At 63.9% G+C, this 13,347-nt stretch carries 13 protein-coding genes and 1 tRNA gene; 7 read left to right on the plus strand and 7 right to left on the minus strand.

All coding sequences use genetic code 11. The annotated features are described in order from the left end of the window. The first annotated feature begins 1 nt into the window (after position 1). From ntrX to hflX, 6 genes are all read left to right on the plus strand, one after another. Positions 2 to 1,405 (plus strand): nitrogen assimilation response regulator NtrX, encoded by a 1,404-nt coding sequence (ntrX, locus tag V0U35_RS07815; RefSeq protein ID WP_330196135.1) that lies wholly within the window; start codon positions 2 to 4, stop codon positions 1,403 to 1,405. A gap of 24 nt (positions 1,406 to 1,429) precedes the next feature. Further along, the gene (gene trkA, locus V0U35_RS07820) at positions 1,430 to 2,803 is read left to right on the plus strand and encodes a Trk system potassium transporter TrkA (protein WP_330196136.1); all 1,374 of its coding nucleotides are present in this window, start codon (positions 1,430 to 1,432) and stop codon (positions 2,801 to 2,803) included. Positions 2,804 to 2,868: 65 nt separating this feature from the next. Next, on the plus strand, positions 2,869 to 4,221 hold the full coding sequence (locus tag V0U35_RS07825) for a potassium transporter TrkG (protein ID WP_330196137.1): 1,353 nt from the start codon (positions 2,869 to 2,871) through the stop codon (positions 4,219 to 4,221). A gap of 9 nt (positions 4,222 to 4,230) precedes the next feature. Beyond that, positions 4,231 to 5,277, plus strand: a complete 1,047-nt coding sequence (locus V0U35_RS07830; RefSeq protein ID WP_330196138.1) for a D-amino-acid transaminase — start codon at positions 4,231 to 4,233, stop codon at positions 5,275 to 5,277. Beyond that, a complete protein-coding gene (gene hfq, locus V0U35_RS07835) occupies positions 5,205 to 5,462 on the plus strand; it encodes an RNA chaperone Hfq (RefSeq protein ID WP_330196139.1) in 258 nt (85 codons plus the stop codon). The genes V0U35_RS07830 and hfq overlap by 73 nt, the downstream gene beginning before the upstream one ends. Further along, the gene (hflX, locus tag V0U35_RS07840) at positions 5,459 to 6,766 is read left to right on the plus strand and encodes a GTPase HflX (RefSeq protein ID WP_330196140.1); all 1,308 of its coding nucleotides are present in this window, start codon (positions 5,459 to 5,461) and stop codon (positions 6,764 to 6,766) included. Before hfq ends, hflX begins: the two co-directional genes overlap by 4 nt. 3 nt (positions 6,767 to 6,769) lie before the next feature. On the opposite strand, the gene mazG is transcribed toward hflX, so the two are convergent. From mazG to V0U35_RS07875, 7 genes are all read right to left on the minus strand, one after another. After that, complete coding sequence (gene mazG, locus V0U35_RS07845) at positions 6,770 to 7,579, minus strand: nucleoside triphosphate pyrophosphohydrolase (protein ID WP_330196141.1); 810 nt, start codon at positions 7,577 to 7,579, stop codon at positions 6,770 to 6,772. Positions 7,580 to 7,619: 40 nt separating this feature from the next. Continuing rightward, positions 7,620 to 8,471: an MBL fold metallo-hydrolase gene (locus V0U35_RS07850; protein WP_330196142.1), complete on the minus strand. Its 852-nt coding sequence runs from the start codon at positions 8,469 to 8,471 to the stop codon at positions 7,620 to 7,622. Next, positions 8,468 to 9,250, minus strand: coding sequence for a TatD family hydrolase (locus V0U35_RS07855; protein ID WP_330196143.1), 783 nt, complete (start codon positions 9,248 to 9,250; stop codon positions 8,468 to 8,470). The genes V0U35_RS07850 and V0U35_RS07855 overlap by 4 nt, the downstream gene beginning before the upstream one ends. Positions 9,251 to 9,260: 10 nt before the next feature. Further along, a complete protein-coding gene (locus V0U35_RS07860) occupies positions 9,261 to 10,301 on the minus strand; it encodes a DNA polymerase III subunit delta' (RefSeq protein WP_330196144.1) in 1,041 nt (346 codons plus the stop codon). Continuing rightward, complete coding sequence (tmk, locus tag V0U35_RS07865; protein WP_330196145.1) at positions 10,298 to 10,936, minus strand: dTMP kinase; 639 nt, start codon at positions 10,934 to 10,936, stop codon at positions 10,298 to 10,300. Before tmk ends, V0U35_RS07860 begins: the two co-directional genes overlap by 4 nt. A gap of 6 nt (positions 10,937 to 10,942) precedes the next feature. Then, a complete protein-coding gene (locus tag V0U35_RS07870; protein WP_330196146.1) occupies positions 10,943 to 12,076 on the minus strand; it encodes a D-alanyl-D-alanine carboxypeptidase family protein in 1,134 nt (377 codons plus the stop codon). Between the two features lie 94 nt (positions 12,077 to 12,170). After that, the gene (locus V0U35_RS07875; RefSeq protein ID WP_330196147.1) at positions 12,171 to 13,094 is read right to left on the minus strand and encodes a septal ring lytic transglycosylase RlpA family protein; all 924 of its coding nucleotides are present in this window, start codon (positions 13,092 to 13,094) and stop codon (positions 12,171 to 12,173) included. A gap of 112 nt (positions 13,095 to 13,206) precedes the next feature. Here V0U35_RS07875 and V0U35_RS07880 point away from each other — a divergent pair. Beyond that, a tRNA-Ser gene (locus V0U35_RS07880) sits at positions 13,207 to 13,294 on the plus strand. Positions 13,295 to 13,347: the final 53 nt, after the last annotated feature.

The raw sequence follows: 13,347 nt of genomic DNA on the forward strand, positions 1-13,347 counted from the left end.
CATGGCAAAAGACATTCTGATCGTCGATGATGAAGATGATATCCGCGATCTCATCTCGGGAATTCTCGAAGATGAAGGCTATCAGGCGCGCGAGGCGGCCGATGCCGATGGCGCTCTTGAGGCACTGAAAGCGCGCAAGCCCTCCCTGGTGATTCTCGATGTCTGGCTGCAGGGCAGCCGGCTGGACGGGATCGAATTGCTCGAGGCCATGAAAGCGGTATCCCCGGATCTCCCCGTCATCGTGATCTCGGGGCACGGTACGATCGAGACGGCCGTTGCGGCTATCCGCAAGGGGGCCTACGACTTCCTCGAAAAGCCGTTCAAGAGCGACAAGCTGCTTCTGATCGTGGCTCGCGCTCTGGAAGCCAGCCGGCTGCGCCGCGAAAATGCCGAGCTTCGCGCCAAGTCAACGACCGATACCGAACTGGTGGGAGCATCGGGTACCATCGCCCAGGTCCGACACGTCATTGATCGCGTTGCCCCGACCAACAGCCGGATCCTGATCACCGGCCCTGCCGGTTGCGGCAAGGAACTCGTCGCCCGCCTCATTCATGCGCAGTCGCCACGCAGTGAGGCCGGTTTCGTGGCGGTCAATGCCGCGGGCATGGGACCGGAACGCGTCGAGGAGGAGTTGTTCGGCCGGGAAGGTTCGGACGGCCTGGTCGCCCGCATCGGCCTGCTTGAACAGGCACACGGCGGGACGCTCTTCCTTGATGAAATCGCAGACATGCCCGTCGAAGCCCAGACCAAGCTGTTGCGCATGCTGGTCGATCAACGATTCCGCCGGGTCGGCGGAGAGTCCGATGTCCAGGTCAATGTCCGTGTCATCACCAGCTCGTCAAAGGATTTGCGGGCCCAGATCTCGTCGGGACGCTTCCGCGAGGATCTCTATCACCGGCTGGCCGTGGTCCCGATTGCCGTGCCGCCCCTTTCAGAGCGCCGGGAAGATATTCCGCTGCTGGTGGACCACTTCATCGAGCGGCTGACGAACCATTCCGGCCTGCCGCGCCGCCGGATCGGCGATGATGCCATGGCGGCGCTGCAGGCCCATGACTGGCCCGGAAATGTCCGCCAGCTTCGTAACAATGTGGAGCGGCTGCTGATCCTGGCCTCCGGGGCCAGCGACCAGCCGATCACACTCGACTCGTTGCCGTCTGAAGTCGCCGGGCGCGAGACTGACGAGACCGGTTTCGATGCCGAGCGGATGATCGCCCTGCCGCTGCGTGATGCCCGGGAAAAATTCGAGCGCGAATACCTGAAAGCCCAGATTTCCCGCTTTGGCGGCAATATCTCGCGGACCGCGACCTTCATCGGGATGGAGCGTTCGGCCTTGCACCGGAAGCTCAAATCGCTTGGTGTGACACCGGCGAGCGCAAGAGCTGGCGAATTGGATGAGGACGAATAGTCCAATGACGGGACGGCGGGGACAATGAAGGCGGTCGTTTGCGGAGCGGGGCGCGTTGGCTACGGCATCGCCCGGGCACTGGCCCGCGAGGGCAATTCGGTGACGGTTGTCGACTGGTCGGCTGAACTGATCGACAAGGTGACGACTGATCTCGACGTGCGCGGTGTCGTCGGTCACGGCTCGCATCCCGATGCGCTTGAGCGCGCAGGGGTTTCCGATGCCGAATTGATCGTCGCAGTGACCCACTCGGATGAAACCAACATGATTGCCTGCCAGGTGGCCCATTCACTGTTCGGGACACCGATGCGGATCGCCCGGGTGCGGGCGCAGAGCTATCTCGATCCGCGCTGGCGGGACCTGTTCGCGACCGGGGCGTTGCCCATTGACGTCGTGATCTCACCGGAACTGGAAGTCGGTCGCGCGATCCTGCAGCGCGTGGAAACGCCCGGTGCGTTTGATTCGGCGCTCTTTGCTGGCGGCCGGGTGCAGCTGCTGGGCCTGAAAGTCAGCGAGGAATCGCCAGTGGCCGGATCCTCGCTGGCGCAGATCCGCGAGCTCTTCCCCGATTTGCGCCTGATGCTCACCGGCATCGAGCGGGAAGGGCGGCTGTTTGTGCCCGACGAGAATGATCCGCTGCTGGCAGATGACGAGGCCTATGTCGTCATCGAACCTGAACAATTGCACCGCGCGCTCGACCTGTTTGGTCGCGCGACACCGAATATCCGGCGCGTCGTCATCATCGGTGCGGGCAATATCGGGGTCTATGTCGCCCGCGCCCTGGAGCGCCTTGGCGGGATGAAGGTCCGCTTGGTCGAGGCCGACAAGAAACGCGCAGAAGCCGCCGCCGACCAGCTCAGGAAGACGGTTGTCCTTCATGGCGACGGCTTGTCACCTGGCCTGTTGCGCGAGGCCGGAGCCGACCGGGCCGAACTGGTCATTTGCGTGACCAATGATGACAAGGTCAACCTGATGAGCGCGGTAATGGCCAAAGGGGAAGGGGCCCGCCACACCATTTGCCTCGTCAACGAGCAGGCCTTCGACACGATGCGCGAGTCGCTCGACGTCGACGCCTTCGTCGATCCGCGGGCCACGACCGTCTCGACCATTCTCCAGCACATCCGCCGCGGGCGCATCACCGGTCTCCAGTCCATCGCGGGGGGCAAGGCCGAAGCACTCGAAGGGGTGGCCATGGCGACCTCGACGCTGCTTGGCCGCCCGCTTGACGCGCTCGAACTGCCCGACGGGATTGCGCTCGGCGCGGTCGTGCGGGGTGAAGAAGTGCTTTTCCCCGGTGCCGACAACGTCATCAAGGAAAATGATCGCGTCCTGTTTTTCTCTGAAAAAGCCATGGTTTCCAAGGTTGAGCAAATGTTCCGCGTCAGCCTGGAATATTTCTGACGGCCGTGCTCAGCGCCGGATTTCTCCGCCCCCTGGGGCAAGTCTGGATCACCACGGGTCTCGGCATGGCTGCCGCAGCGGCAATCGCCGTCCTGTTCGGTATTTCCGAAGCTCCGCCGGCCTTTCTGGTCAGCGCAGCGGCGGCGATCTTTGCCGGCGGTCTGATCTGGGTTGCCACGCGGAGGCACATTCAACGTTCGACCATCGCGGACGTCTCTGCCTTCGTCTTTCTCGCCTGGCTGTTCACGCCGCTGTTTGCGATCCCGGCCATCGGCCAGTTGGCACCCGATCTCGATTTCACCGGCCAGATGTTCGAAAGCTATTCCGCGTTCACGACAACGGGCGCGGTGCTGATGGATTCTGCGGCGGCCGGGCCGGCCCTGGTTCTGTGGCGGTGCACACTGGGGTTTCTGGGCGGGTTTGCGACCCTGCTCTTCGCGGCCGGCTTGCTCGCGGCTTTCGACCAGAGCGGTCCGAGAATGCAGAAATCGGTCCTTCTGACCCACGACCCGGACAATGTATTTTCGAATTTCGCCCTCGCGGCGCGACGGGTCTTTGCGCTCTACAGCGCATTCACCTTCCTGTGTTTCGTGATCCTGACGCTGTCGGGCACCGAGGCCTTTGACGCGCTGTGTCTGGCCCTCTCGTCCATGTCCACGAGCGGGTATTCGCCGCGACCGGGGGCTCTGGATGCCTATGTGCCCGACTTCGGCCTGATCGTCGTGACGCTCGCCTGTCTGGCAGGCGCGCTCAACATCGCCTACCTGCGCAATCTGTTTTCGCGCAACGAGCGCAAATATGACCCTGACCTAGGCGGGATGGCCATCTTGATCGTCGCCGTGTTCGCGCTGTTCATGATCGCCTCCGGCTTTGAAGGATCGGTCGTGGCCAGCCTTGCCGAATCCGTCTTTGCCGTCACGACAAGCGGCTTTCATGCCTCGGACAATACCGGCTTCTCGCCACTGGCAGCGATCTTTGCGGCGCTGGTGGGCGGCGCAGCGGCATCGACGGCGGGCGGACTCAAAATCTCCCGCCTCGTGCTCTTGTGGAACCAGACCTTTGCCGAACTGGCGCGCCTGGCTGATCCGTCCAGTGTCATCAGCCTGCAATTCCGGGGCGGGGACACCGGCAATGCGGCCCTGGTCGCCCTGTGGTCGACCATTCTGGCTTTCATCGCGACCATGGCGATCGGCATGTTGGCGCTGGCCGTTCTGGGCGCGCCTCTCGACCATGCCTGGACCGCCGCAGCGGCGGCACTGTCAAACACGGGTCCGCTCTATCAGCGTTTCGGCCTGAACTTCCTGTGGGCTGATTTCGGCCTTTACAGCCGCATCGTCCTGATGACCTTGATGGTATTGGGCCGCCTTGAAGTCCTGGCGGGGGCGGCCGCGATTATCGCGCTCGTCCGCCGCCACTGAAGGAAGCCCATGTCCCGCATCGCCTATGTTGATGGCCGCTTCGTCCCGCACAACGCCGCCGCGATCCACATTGAAGACCGGTCGGTCCAGTTTGCCGACGCCGTCTACGAAGTGTGGGGTGTCAAGGACGGCGCACTCCTCGACAGCGACGGCCACTTCACCCGCCTGGAGCGTTCACTGGGCGAACTGAAGATCGCCATGCCCGTGGGGCGCGAAGCCCTCGCCGAAGCCCTGTTCGAGCTGATCCGGCGCAATCGCTTGCGCAACGGGCTGGTTTATCTCCAGGTCTCGCGTGGCAAGGCCCGCCGCGACCACGCCTTTCCAGGCCCGGATGTGAAGCCCTGCGTCATCGCAACGGCCAAGCGGGTCGATTTCGCCGCCTTGGTCAAAAAGGCAGAAACGGGCATCGCCGTGAAAACGATGCCGGATCAGCGCTGGGCGCGCTGCGATATCAAGACGGTATCATTGCTCGCCAATGTCCTTGCCAAACAGGCGGCCAAGGAAACCGGTGCGCAGGAGGCCTGGCTGACTGACCGGGACGGCTTTGTCACCGAAGGCTCGTCGTCGAATGCGTGGATCGTCACGCCCGAGGGAGCACTCGTCACCCGCCCGGCCAGCAATGCCATCCTCAATGGCATCACGCGCCGGACGCTGATTTCGGTCGCGCAGGGCAGGGGGCTGACCTTCGAGGAGCGACCCTTCACCGTTGACGAGGCCCTGGCCGCGCGGGAAGCCTTTATCACCAACGCCTCCTCAATGCTGATGCCGGTGGTGACGATTGACGGTCAGCCCGTCGGCAACGGCCATCCCGGCTCGCTGACCACGGAACTGCGAACGGCCTATCAGGACAGTGCCGTTGCTGCGGCGCACAAAAAAACCGCGCGGGCGGCCTCCCGGCCTGTTGCGCGGCGCGCAAAGCGGCGTATATCATCAGGCCAACCCACAGCCAGAACAGTCGAGCAACGACGGGAGCGCGACCCACCATGTCCAATGACAAGAAACAGAACCTTCAGGACGTTTTTCTCAACGCGGTCCGCAAGTCCAAGACGCCGCTGACGATTTTTCTTGTCAACGGGGTGAAGCTCCAGGGCATCGTGACCTGGTTCGACAATTTCTGCCTTCTGTTGCGCCGCGATGGCCAGTCCCAGCTTGTCTACAAGCATGCGATCTCGACCATCATGCCATCGGCACCGGTCTCGCTGTTTGAAGGCGAGCAGGGCGACGGGGACGGTGACGATTGATCGACACCGCGTCTCCACGACAACGCGCCTTCGTCCTCCTTCCCGTCCCGCCCAAGGCGGACTTTGACGCCGACGCCCGGCTGGAAGAGGCGGCCGGCCTCGCCGAAGCCCTTGATCTGCACGTCCTGCGCGCCGAGACCACGCCGTTGCGCGCGATTGATCCGGGTTCCTATTTCGGATCCGGCAAGCTCGCGGATTTTGCCGCCGAGATGAACGCCGACGAGATTTCGGTCTGTGTCGTCGATACGGCCCTGTCGCCGGTCCAGCAGCGCAATCTCGAAAAAGCGTGGAAGGTCAAGGTCATCGACCGGACCGGTCTGATCCTGGAAATCTTCGGCCGCCGGGCGCGCACGCGGGAAGGGCGGTTGCAGGTTGAACTGGCCCGTCTCGCCTATGAGCGCTCGCGGCTGGTGCGGACCTGGACCCACCTGGAACGTCAGCGCGGCGGTGGCGGATTCCTCGCCGGTCCCGGTGAGACCCAGATCGAGACCGACCGCCGGCTGCTGGCCGACAAGATGGCCAAGCTGCGCAAAGAACTCGACCAGGTCCGGCGCACGCGCGCCCTGCACCGCAAAAATCGCCGTGATGCGCCGTATCCCATGGTCGCGCTGGTCGGCTACACCAATGCCGGAAAGTCGACGCTCTTCAACACGATCACGGGCGCGGGCGTGTTCGCCAAGGACATGCCGTTCGCCACGCTCGACACGACGGTCAGGGGATTTGAGACCCCCAGCGGCGTCAAGGCGCTGATGTCCGATACGGTGGGGTTCATCACCGATCTGCCGACCGAGCTGGTCGCGGCCTTCCGAGCCACGCTGGAAGAGGTGCGCGAGGCCGATATTCTCGTTCATGTCCTCGATGCCTCAGCTCCGGACCTCACCATGCGCCGGCGCGAGGTCGAGGAGATTCTGGAATCGCTCGAAGCGGGTTCGGAGCATGGCCAACCGGTTGTCGAGGCCTTCAACAAGTTTGATCTCATCCCCGACGATGCCGATCCGGACTTTCCGCTCCCCGACCGCGAAAAATTCGCCCGCGTCATGACCTCGGCCGTGACCGGCGAGGGGGTGGAGCGCCTGTTGGCCACGATCGACAAGGCACTGGCCCAGACCGCTTCCACTCTGGTCGTGCGCGCCGGAACCGGGGATGCCGAGGCCGTGGCCTGGCTGCACAGGAATGGTGCGGTCCTCGATGAGCGCTCGGACACCAAGACCGGCGAAACGACGCTGGTGGTGCGCCTGTCGCCGGAAGATGCCGGGCGCTTCCCCAGCCAGTTTCCGGGTGTTCACGCACATCTGAGGGATTAGTCGCTAGGGCTTTCCGGCCTTGTCGATGACCTTGGCCTCGTCCCAGAGCGTTTCCAACTCATCGAGCGGTGTTGCGGCCATATCCTTGCCGACTGCCTTCAAGCGCGCCTCGATATGCCGGAAACGGCGCTCGAACTTCGCGTTGGCATCGCGAGTTGCCTCTTCGGCATTCACTTTCAGTTTTCGTGACAAATTCACGCAAACAAACAGCAAATCCCCAATTTCTTCCTGAATATCGGCCGCATTGCCCGCGGCCATGGCTTCCCGGACTTCTTCAAGCTCTTCTTCGACCTTCGCCAGCACCCGTTCCGGGTCCGGCCAGTCGAAACCGACATTTCCGGCGCGTTTCTGCAGCTTCTGGGCGCGTTTCAGCGCGGGCAGGGCGAGGGGGATGTCGTCGAGCAGGCCATGAATATCCTTCTCCCGGCGTTCGGCGGCCTTCTGAACTTCCCAGGATGCCGACTGAGTGTCGATGTCGCGCTCCTGGGCGTCACCAAACACGTGTGGATGACGACGCACCATCTTGTCGGCGATCGCGGCGGCGACCTCGTCAAAGTTGAAAAGACCGGCTTCTTCAGCAATTCGGGACTGAAACACGACCTGGAGCAGGAGATCGCCCAGCTCGTCGCGGATCGCGTCGGTGTCGCCGCGCCGGATCGCGTCATCGACTTCGTAGGCTTCCTCGATTGTGTAGGGCGAAATTGTCTCGAACGTCTGCTCGACATCCCACGGGCAGCCAGTCTCGGGATCGCGCAGCCGCGCCATGATGGCAAGGAGGCGCTGAAGGGGATCGGTGTGGTCAGGTGCGGTCATGGACATCAAAAAGGCGCATAATGAATATTATGAGACATAACTAGGCTTCCAGAATGGTGCCATCCGGCAATCCGACAAAGCGCCGCTCGTCATAGGCCGCGCTGACGCCGTCCGGCAAACGCGTCGTAAGAGCGTCGTAATCAAGATCGACATGAAGATTGGTCAGCACGCCCTGCCGCACGCCGGAGCGTTCCAGCCAGGCCAGCGCGTCCGCCACGCTCGCATGCGTCGGATGCGGCGTGTCGCGCAATGCGTCGACAATCCAAAGCGCGGCACCCTTGATAACGTCAAACGCCGCATCCGGAACTTCGTTGACGTCCGGCGTGTAGACAAACGGACCGATCCGGTAGCCCGTCGCGTTGATCTTGCCGTGACCGACTTCGAATGCGCGCACCGGTATGGAGCCACCCGGACCATCGATCTCGAACGTTTCACCCCAGTTCGGGATATCCCGCGCGTCGAGGATCGCCGGATACGGCGAGCCTTCACGCTGGACAAAGGCGTAGGCAAAGCGCGTTACGATGCTCGCCCGGGTTTCCTCGCTCATATGGACCGCCATGCGCCGCCGCGCGCGCAAGGCGTAGGGCCGCACATCGTCCATCCCGTGCGTCTGGTCGGCATGGTCATGGGTCAGCAAGACCGCATCGAGCGTCGTGATACCCGCCGAAAGCGCCTGTTCACGCAGATCCGGCGACGTATCGATGACCACTCGGGTAACAGGCCCTTCATCCAGCGCATCAGCCGTCGATGCGCCTTCGATCAGCAAGGAACAGCGCCGGCGGCGGTTTTTCGGATTGGCCGGGTCACACGCGCCCCAGTCGCCATCGGGCCGTGGCACACCGCCCGACGACCCGCAGCCAAGGATGGTGGCGCGCAAGAAGGTGGCGCTCATGGCCGCGGAACCTTGTCAAACAGGGCAAAGAACGCCTCGCCCGTGCTGGCGATGCAGTCCTCGACCGGCCAGTCGAGCGCGGCCGCCAATCCCAACGCCACGTCCGGCAGGAAGGCCGGCTCGTTACGCTGGCCGCGATGCGGCACCGGCGCGAGATACGGGCAATCGGTCTCGATGATGATTTTCTCGCGCGGGATCGTGTCGCGGAAGACCGTCCGGACATCCTCGGCCTTCTTGAAGGTCACGATACCGGACGCGGAAAACCACGCCCCCAGCGTCGCGGCCCGTCGGGCGAGGTCATGCCCGCCCGTATAGCAATGCAGAAGCGGCTTGAACGCACCCTTCCCCATTTCCGCCTCAAGCATATCGGCCATCTCGGAATCCGCTTCGCGCGTGTGCAGGACCAGCGGCAGACCGGTCCGGCGCGCAGCCTCTATATGGGCGGTCAGGCTGGCGAACTGGTCCTCGCGCGGGCTGTACCCATAGTGAAAATCAAGCCCTGTCTCGCCGATGGCGACGACCTTGGGGTGTTCCGCGATCTCGATCAACTCGCCCGCCGTAATATCCGGCCGGTCCTTGGCGTGGTGCGGGTGCGCGCCGATCGTGCACCAGATGTCGTCATGGGCTTCAGCTATGGCCGACACCGCCGCGAAGTCCGACAGCCGGCAACAGATGGTGATCATGCGCTTCACACCGGCCGCGCGGGCGCGTTCGATGACCGCGTCGAGATCGTCGGCGAATTGTTCGCCATGCAAATTGACGTGACTGTCGATCAGCATGCCGGCCGCCCTACCCGTGTTCGCGGCTTTCGCGCGCCGCGGACTGGACGCGAGCCAGACCGCTCAACATGGCCTGTTTCGGGTCGAGATAGAGATCCTCGGTCTCGCGGAACAACGCCCCGAGGCTGCGCCAGGCCTGTACCCAGGGTTCCGGATCGTTACCGGACAAGGCCGCAGAGCGGGCCCCATTGGCCGTGACCTCGGCCAGGCGTTCAAAGGCATGGGCTCGCAGCGCCTCACTCCCCTTCCCGCTCATCCGCGCCGCAAACCGGCGGGCGCGTCCGGCATCGAGCGCCGGCAGAGCGCCCATGATCACCTGCAAATCGTCCTCGATATCCTGTGAGCCCAGCGCTTTCAGCGCCAGCGCCAGTCCCGGCGCGCCATGGGCCCGTGACGCGACCGTGCTGGCCACAGCCTCGCTCGCCCCCGTTTTATCGCTGACCCAGGCCGTGGTTTCGTCGATATGGGGCGGTTTGACGGTCAGAAGCCGGCAGCGCGACCGGATCGTTGGCGGCAAGCCCCCCGTCGAATCGGCGATCAGGAAGAGCGCTCCTTTTTTCGGCGGCTCTTCAAGAGTTTTCAGCAAAGCATTGAAGGCATTGCGATTCATCTCATCGATTTTGTCGATGATGGCGATGCGCCACCCCGGTTCGCCAGCGCTCTTGGAAAAGAAATCAGCGGCGCGGCGCGCTTCGGGAATGGTGATTTCGGCCCGCCAGCGGGACTTCTTGTCGTCCCAGGGCCGCCGGATCACCAAGAGATTGGGATGGGCGTTCGCGGTGATCTTGCGAGAGACAGGGTCTTCCGGGTCGACCGACAGGCCCTCACCTGTCGATTTGGCACCCAGCATGAAGCGCGCCGCACGATAGGCCAAAGTCGCTTTGCCGGTCCCGGGCGGGCCAGTGATCAGCCAGGCATGATGCATGCGCCCGCTGTCTATGGCGGCGCGAATGGCGGTTTCAGCGTCGTCCAGGCCGAACAGGTCGTGTGTTTCGCGTGGATGCGGACAGCCCGGCTGGCGATCAGACTCGTCTGGATAGTCTGCGGTCATGCCGCCGGTGCCAGCAATCGTTCGCGGATAAGGTCCAGCGCACGGGCGAGTAGCGTGTCGGGAGCCTGCGTTCCATCTAGGACCGCGCAGCGATCAGGCTCGTCTTTGGCAATGTCGAGGAAGGCCTGACGCAAACGGTGGTGAAAATCGAGATCGAAATTTTCAAACCGGGTCGCATCTTCCCCGCGCTCGACGGTGCGTTCGAGGCCTGTGCGGGGATCAAGATCGACAACGAGTGTCAGATCGGGCGCGAAACCGCCCAGCGCGGCATCGTGAAGCGCCATCAGGCGTTTCGAAGGAACACCTCCCGCGGCCCCCTGATAGGCTGAGGTGGAGTCAGCAAACCGGTCGCAGATGACCCATTCGCCGCGCTCCAGTGCGGGTGCGATGACGCGTTCAATGTGATCGACACGGGCCGCGTAAAAAAGCAGCGCCTCGCTCATCGGCGACCAGCGGTCATTCGAACCTGTCAGGAGAAGGTCGCGTATCGCCTCGGCACCCGGCGTGCCCCCCGGCTCACGCGTGCAGGTGACAGCCAGTCCCCGCGCTTTCAGGGCCTTGGCGAGGCCGGACTGGAGCGTGGTCTTTCCGGCTCCCTCCCCGCCTTCGAGCGAGATGAAATATCCGCGCGCCACGCCGTCCTAGCCCCGCAGCAGACCGACGAGCGCGTCCATGGCGCGGCCGAACATGCCCTTGCGCGCGACGCTTTCGGCGGCCGCGAGCGGAAACTCGCGGGCAACGCCGCTTTCGGTCTCGACGACCAGGCGCCCGATGGGATCGCCTTCGGCAATCGGGGCACTGACCGGGCCGTCATAGATGATGGACACCGTCATGTCGCGGCGGTCACGGCGGTGCAGACCGACCACGGCATCGTCATCGATGCGCAGCGCCACGGTTTCAGATTCTCCCATGAAGACCTCGGCGTCTCCGACCGTCGCACCGGCCTCGAACAATGGATAGACGTCAAAGTCGGAAAAGGCGGCGCGCATCATGCGCTCGGCCTCGTTGGCCCGCTCGCGTTCGGACCCCATGCCGTTGAACACGATGATGCGGCGGACCCCGTCACGTTCGGCCGAGGCGACAAGGCCATAGCCGGACTCCTCGGTATGGCCGGTCTTCAGCCCGTCCGCGCCATCAAACACGCCCAGCAGCGGATTGCGGTTGAACTGGCGGATACCGTTATAGGTGTATTCGCGCTCGTCATAGATGGCGTAGTAGTCCGGGTGGTCGCGAATGATGATCGCGGCGAGATGCGCCAGATCAATCGCACTCATTCGCTGTTCGGGATCGGGCCAGCCGGTCGAGTTGGCAAAGGTGGAGCTGGTCAGCCCCAGTTCGCGGGCCCGGGCGGTCATCGCGTCGGCGAACGCGCCTTCGGAACCTTCCAGCCCCTCGGCCAGGACGATGCAGGCGTCATTACCGGACTGCACGATGATACCGCGCAGGAGGTCATCGACCCGAACGCGCGTATTGGGTTCCAGAAACATGGTCGAGGACCCGGACGTCGTCCCGCCGGTCTGCCAGGCATAGACCGAGACCGGCAATTCGGTGTCGAGCGAAATCGTGCCGTTGTCGAGCGCCTCGAACGCCATGAGCGTCGTCATCAGCTTGCTCATCGAGGCCGGCGGCATCGCCTCATCGCCATTCTTCGAGAACAGGACTTCGCCCGTCTCGAAATCCAGAATGACGGCGTGGCTGGCCGCGGTGTCGAAATTCTGCGCCAGCGAGGCCGGCGCGAGAAGAATCAAGGTGAGACAGGCAAAGAGCGTACGCACGGGGGTCGCGTCTCCGGTTTGAAAGGGGCGAGTCAGGTCTGGCAGTGACAGGAGACGATAGAAACGTGTCGAAGGCGCGGCGTAAAGTGGCCGTTCAGTTGAGCGCCACGACCCGGGCATCGCGGATGCCGTGACGGCGCAGGCCCCGGCTGGCGGCTTCGGCTTCGGCGCGGCTGGGCCATGACCCCACGATGACACGATAAATCCGCCCGGCAGACCCGGTTGCTTCCTCGATCCAGGCTTCGCCCTCACCCGACAGGCGGGCGCGCAGGGCTTCGGCATTGGCCCGCTCGGCGAAGGCCCCGGCCTGAAGGGCCAGCAGTCCCGCGCTCGTCGTAATCGTGTCGCCACCCGATGCGGGCGGCTCTGCGGCGGCCAGAACCCGCGCCGCAATGGGGTCATCGGCAATGTCCTCGGCCGTGAAAATCCGCGACGGCGCAGCCCGGTCTTCTGCGTCTGCGGGACCAAGATAGCGCACGCGGACCTGCGCCAGTCCGGCCCCGAGGAAGCCCAGTTCGCGCGCCGCGGCGCGGCTGACGTCCAGGATGCGATCATCAACGAAAGGTCCGCGATCATTCAGGCGCAGCACCGCACGGCGGCCATTTTCCAGATTGGTCACCTCGATCAGGCTGGGGATGGGCAGCGTCGTGTGCGCGGCGGTCAGGGCCTCCTGGTCGAAAATTTCGCCATTGGATGTCGGCCGGCCATGAAAATTCGGCCCGTACCAGGACGAAATCCCGACCACGTCATAGCTGTCGTCGCGGCGCGGCACATAGGTCCGTCCGGCGACTTCGTAGGGATTCCCGATTTTCTGATCGTCCGGATTGCCGAAGCGCGGTGTCTCTCCGCCGATAACGGGAAAATCAGTGACCGGCGTGTTCGGCACGATGACCATTTGCGGCGCCCGCGTCCGCGAAGCCTGGCGCACCTGCGGGTCCGGCGAGGAGGCACAGGCGGTCAGGGCCAGGCCGGCAAGGCCCGCCACAAACAAACGGGCGTGACGATGAAAAGCGGTCATGCGCGTTCTCCCCGGGACTAATCGCCGGCGCGCAGTCTTAGCAAAAAGAGTTAGCGACTGGTAAGCCTGTCTTGCGCGATGCTGGCGCGAGCCGGTAAGAGAACGGCCTCGCGGAGGGGTGGCAGAGTGGTCGATTGCGGCGGTCTTGAAAACCGTTGAGCCGAAAGGTTCCGGGGGTTCGAATCCCTCCCCCTCCGCCACAGCCTGGTAAATTCTGCTCCGCCCACCTGCGCCTTGCACTCACGCATGGCGG

Source organism: Hyphobacterium marinum (genome assembly GCF_036330325.1).
Lineage (GTDB): Bacteria > Pseudomonadota > Alphaproteobacteria > Caulobacterales > Maricaulaceae > Hyphobacterium > Hyphobacterium marinum.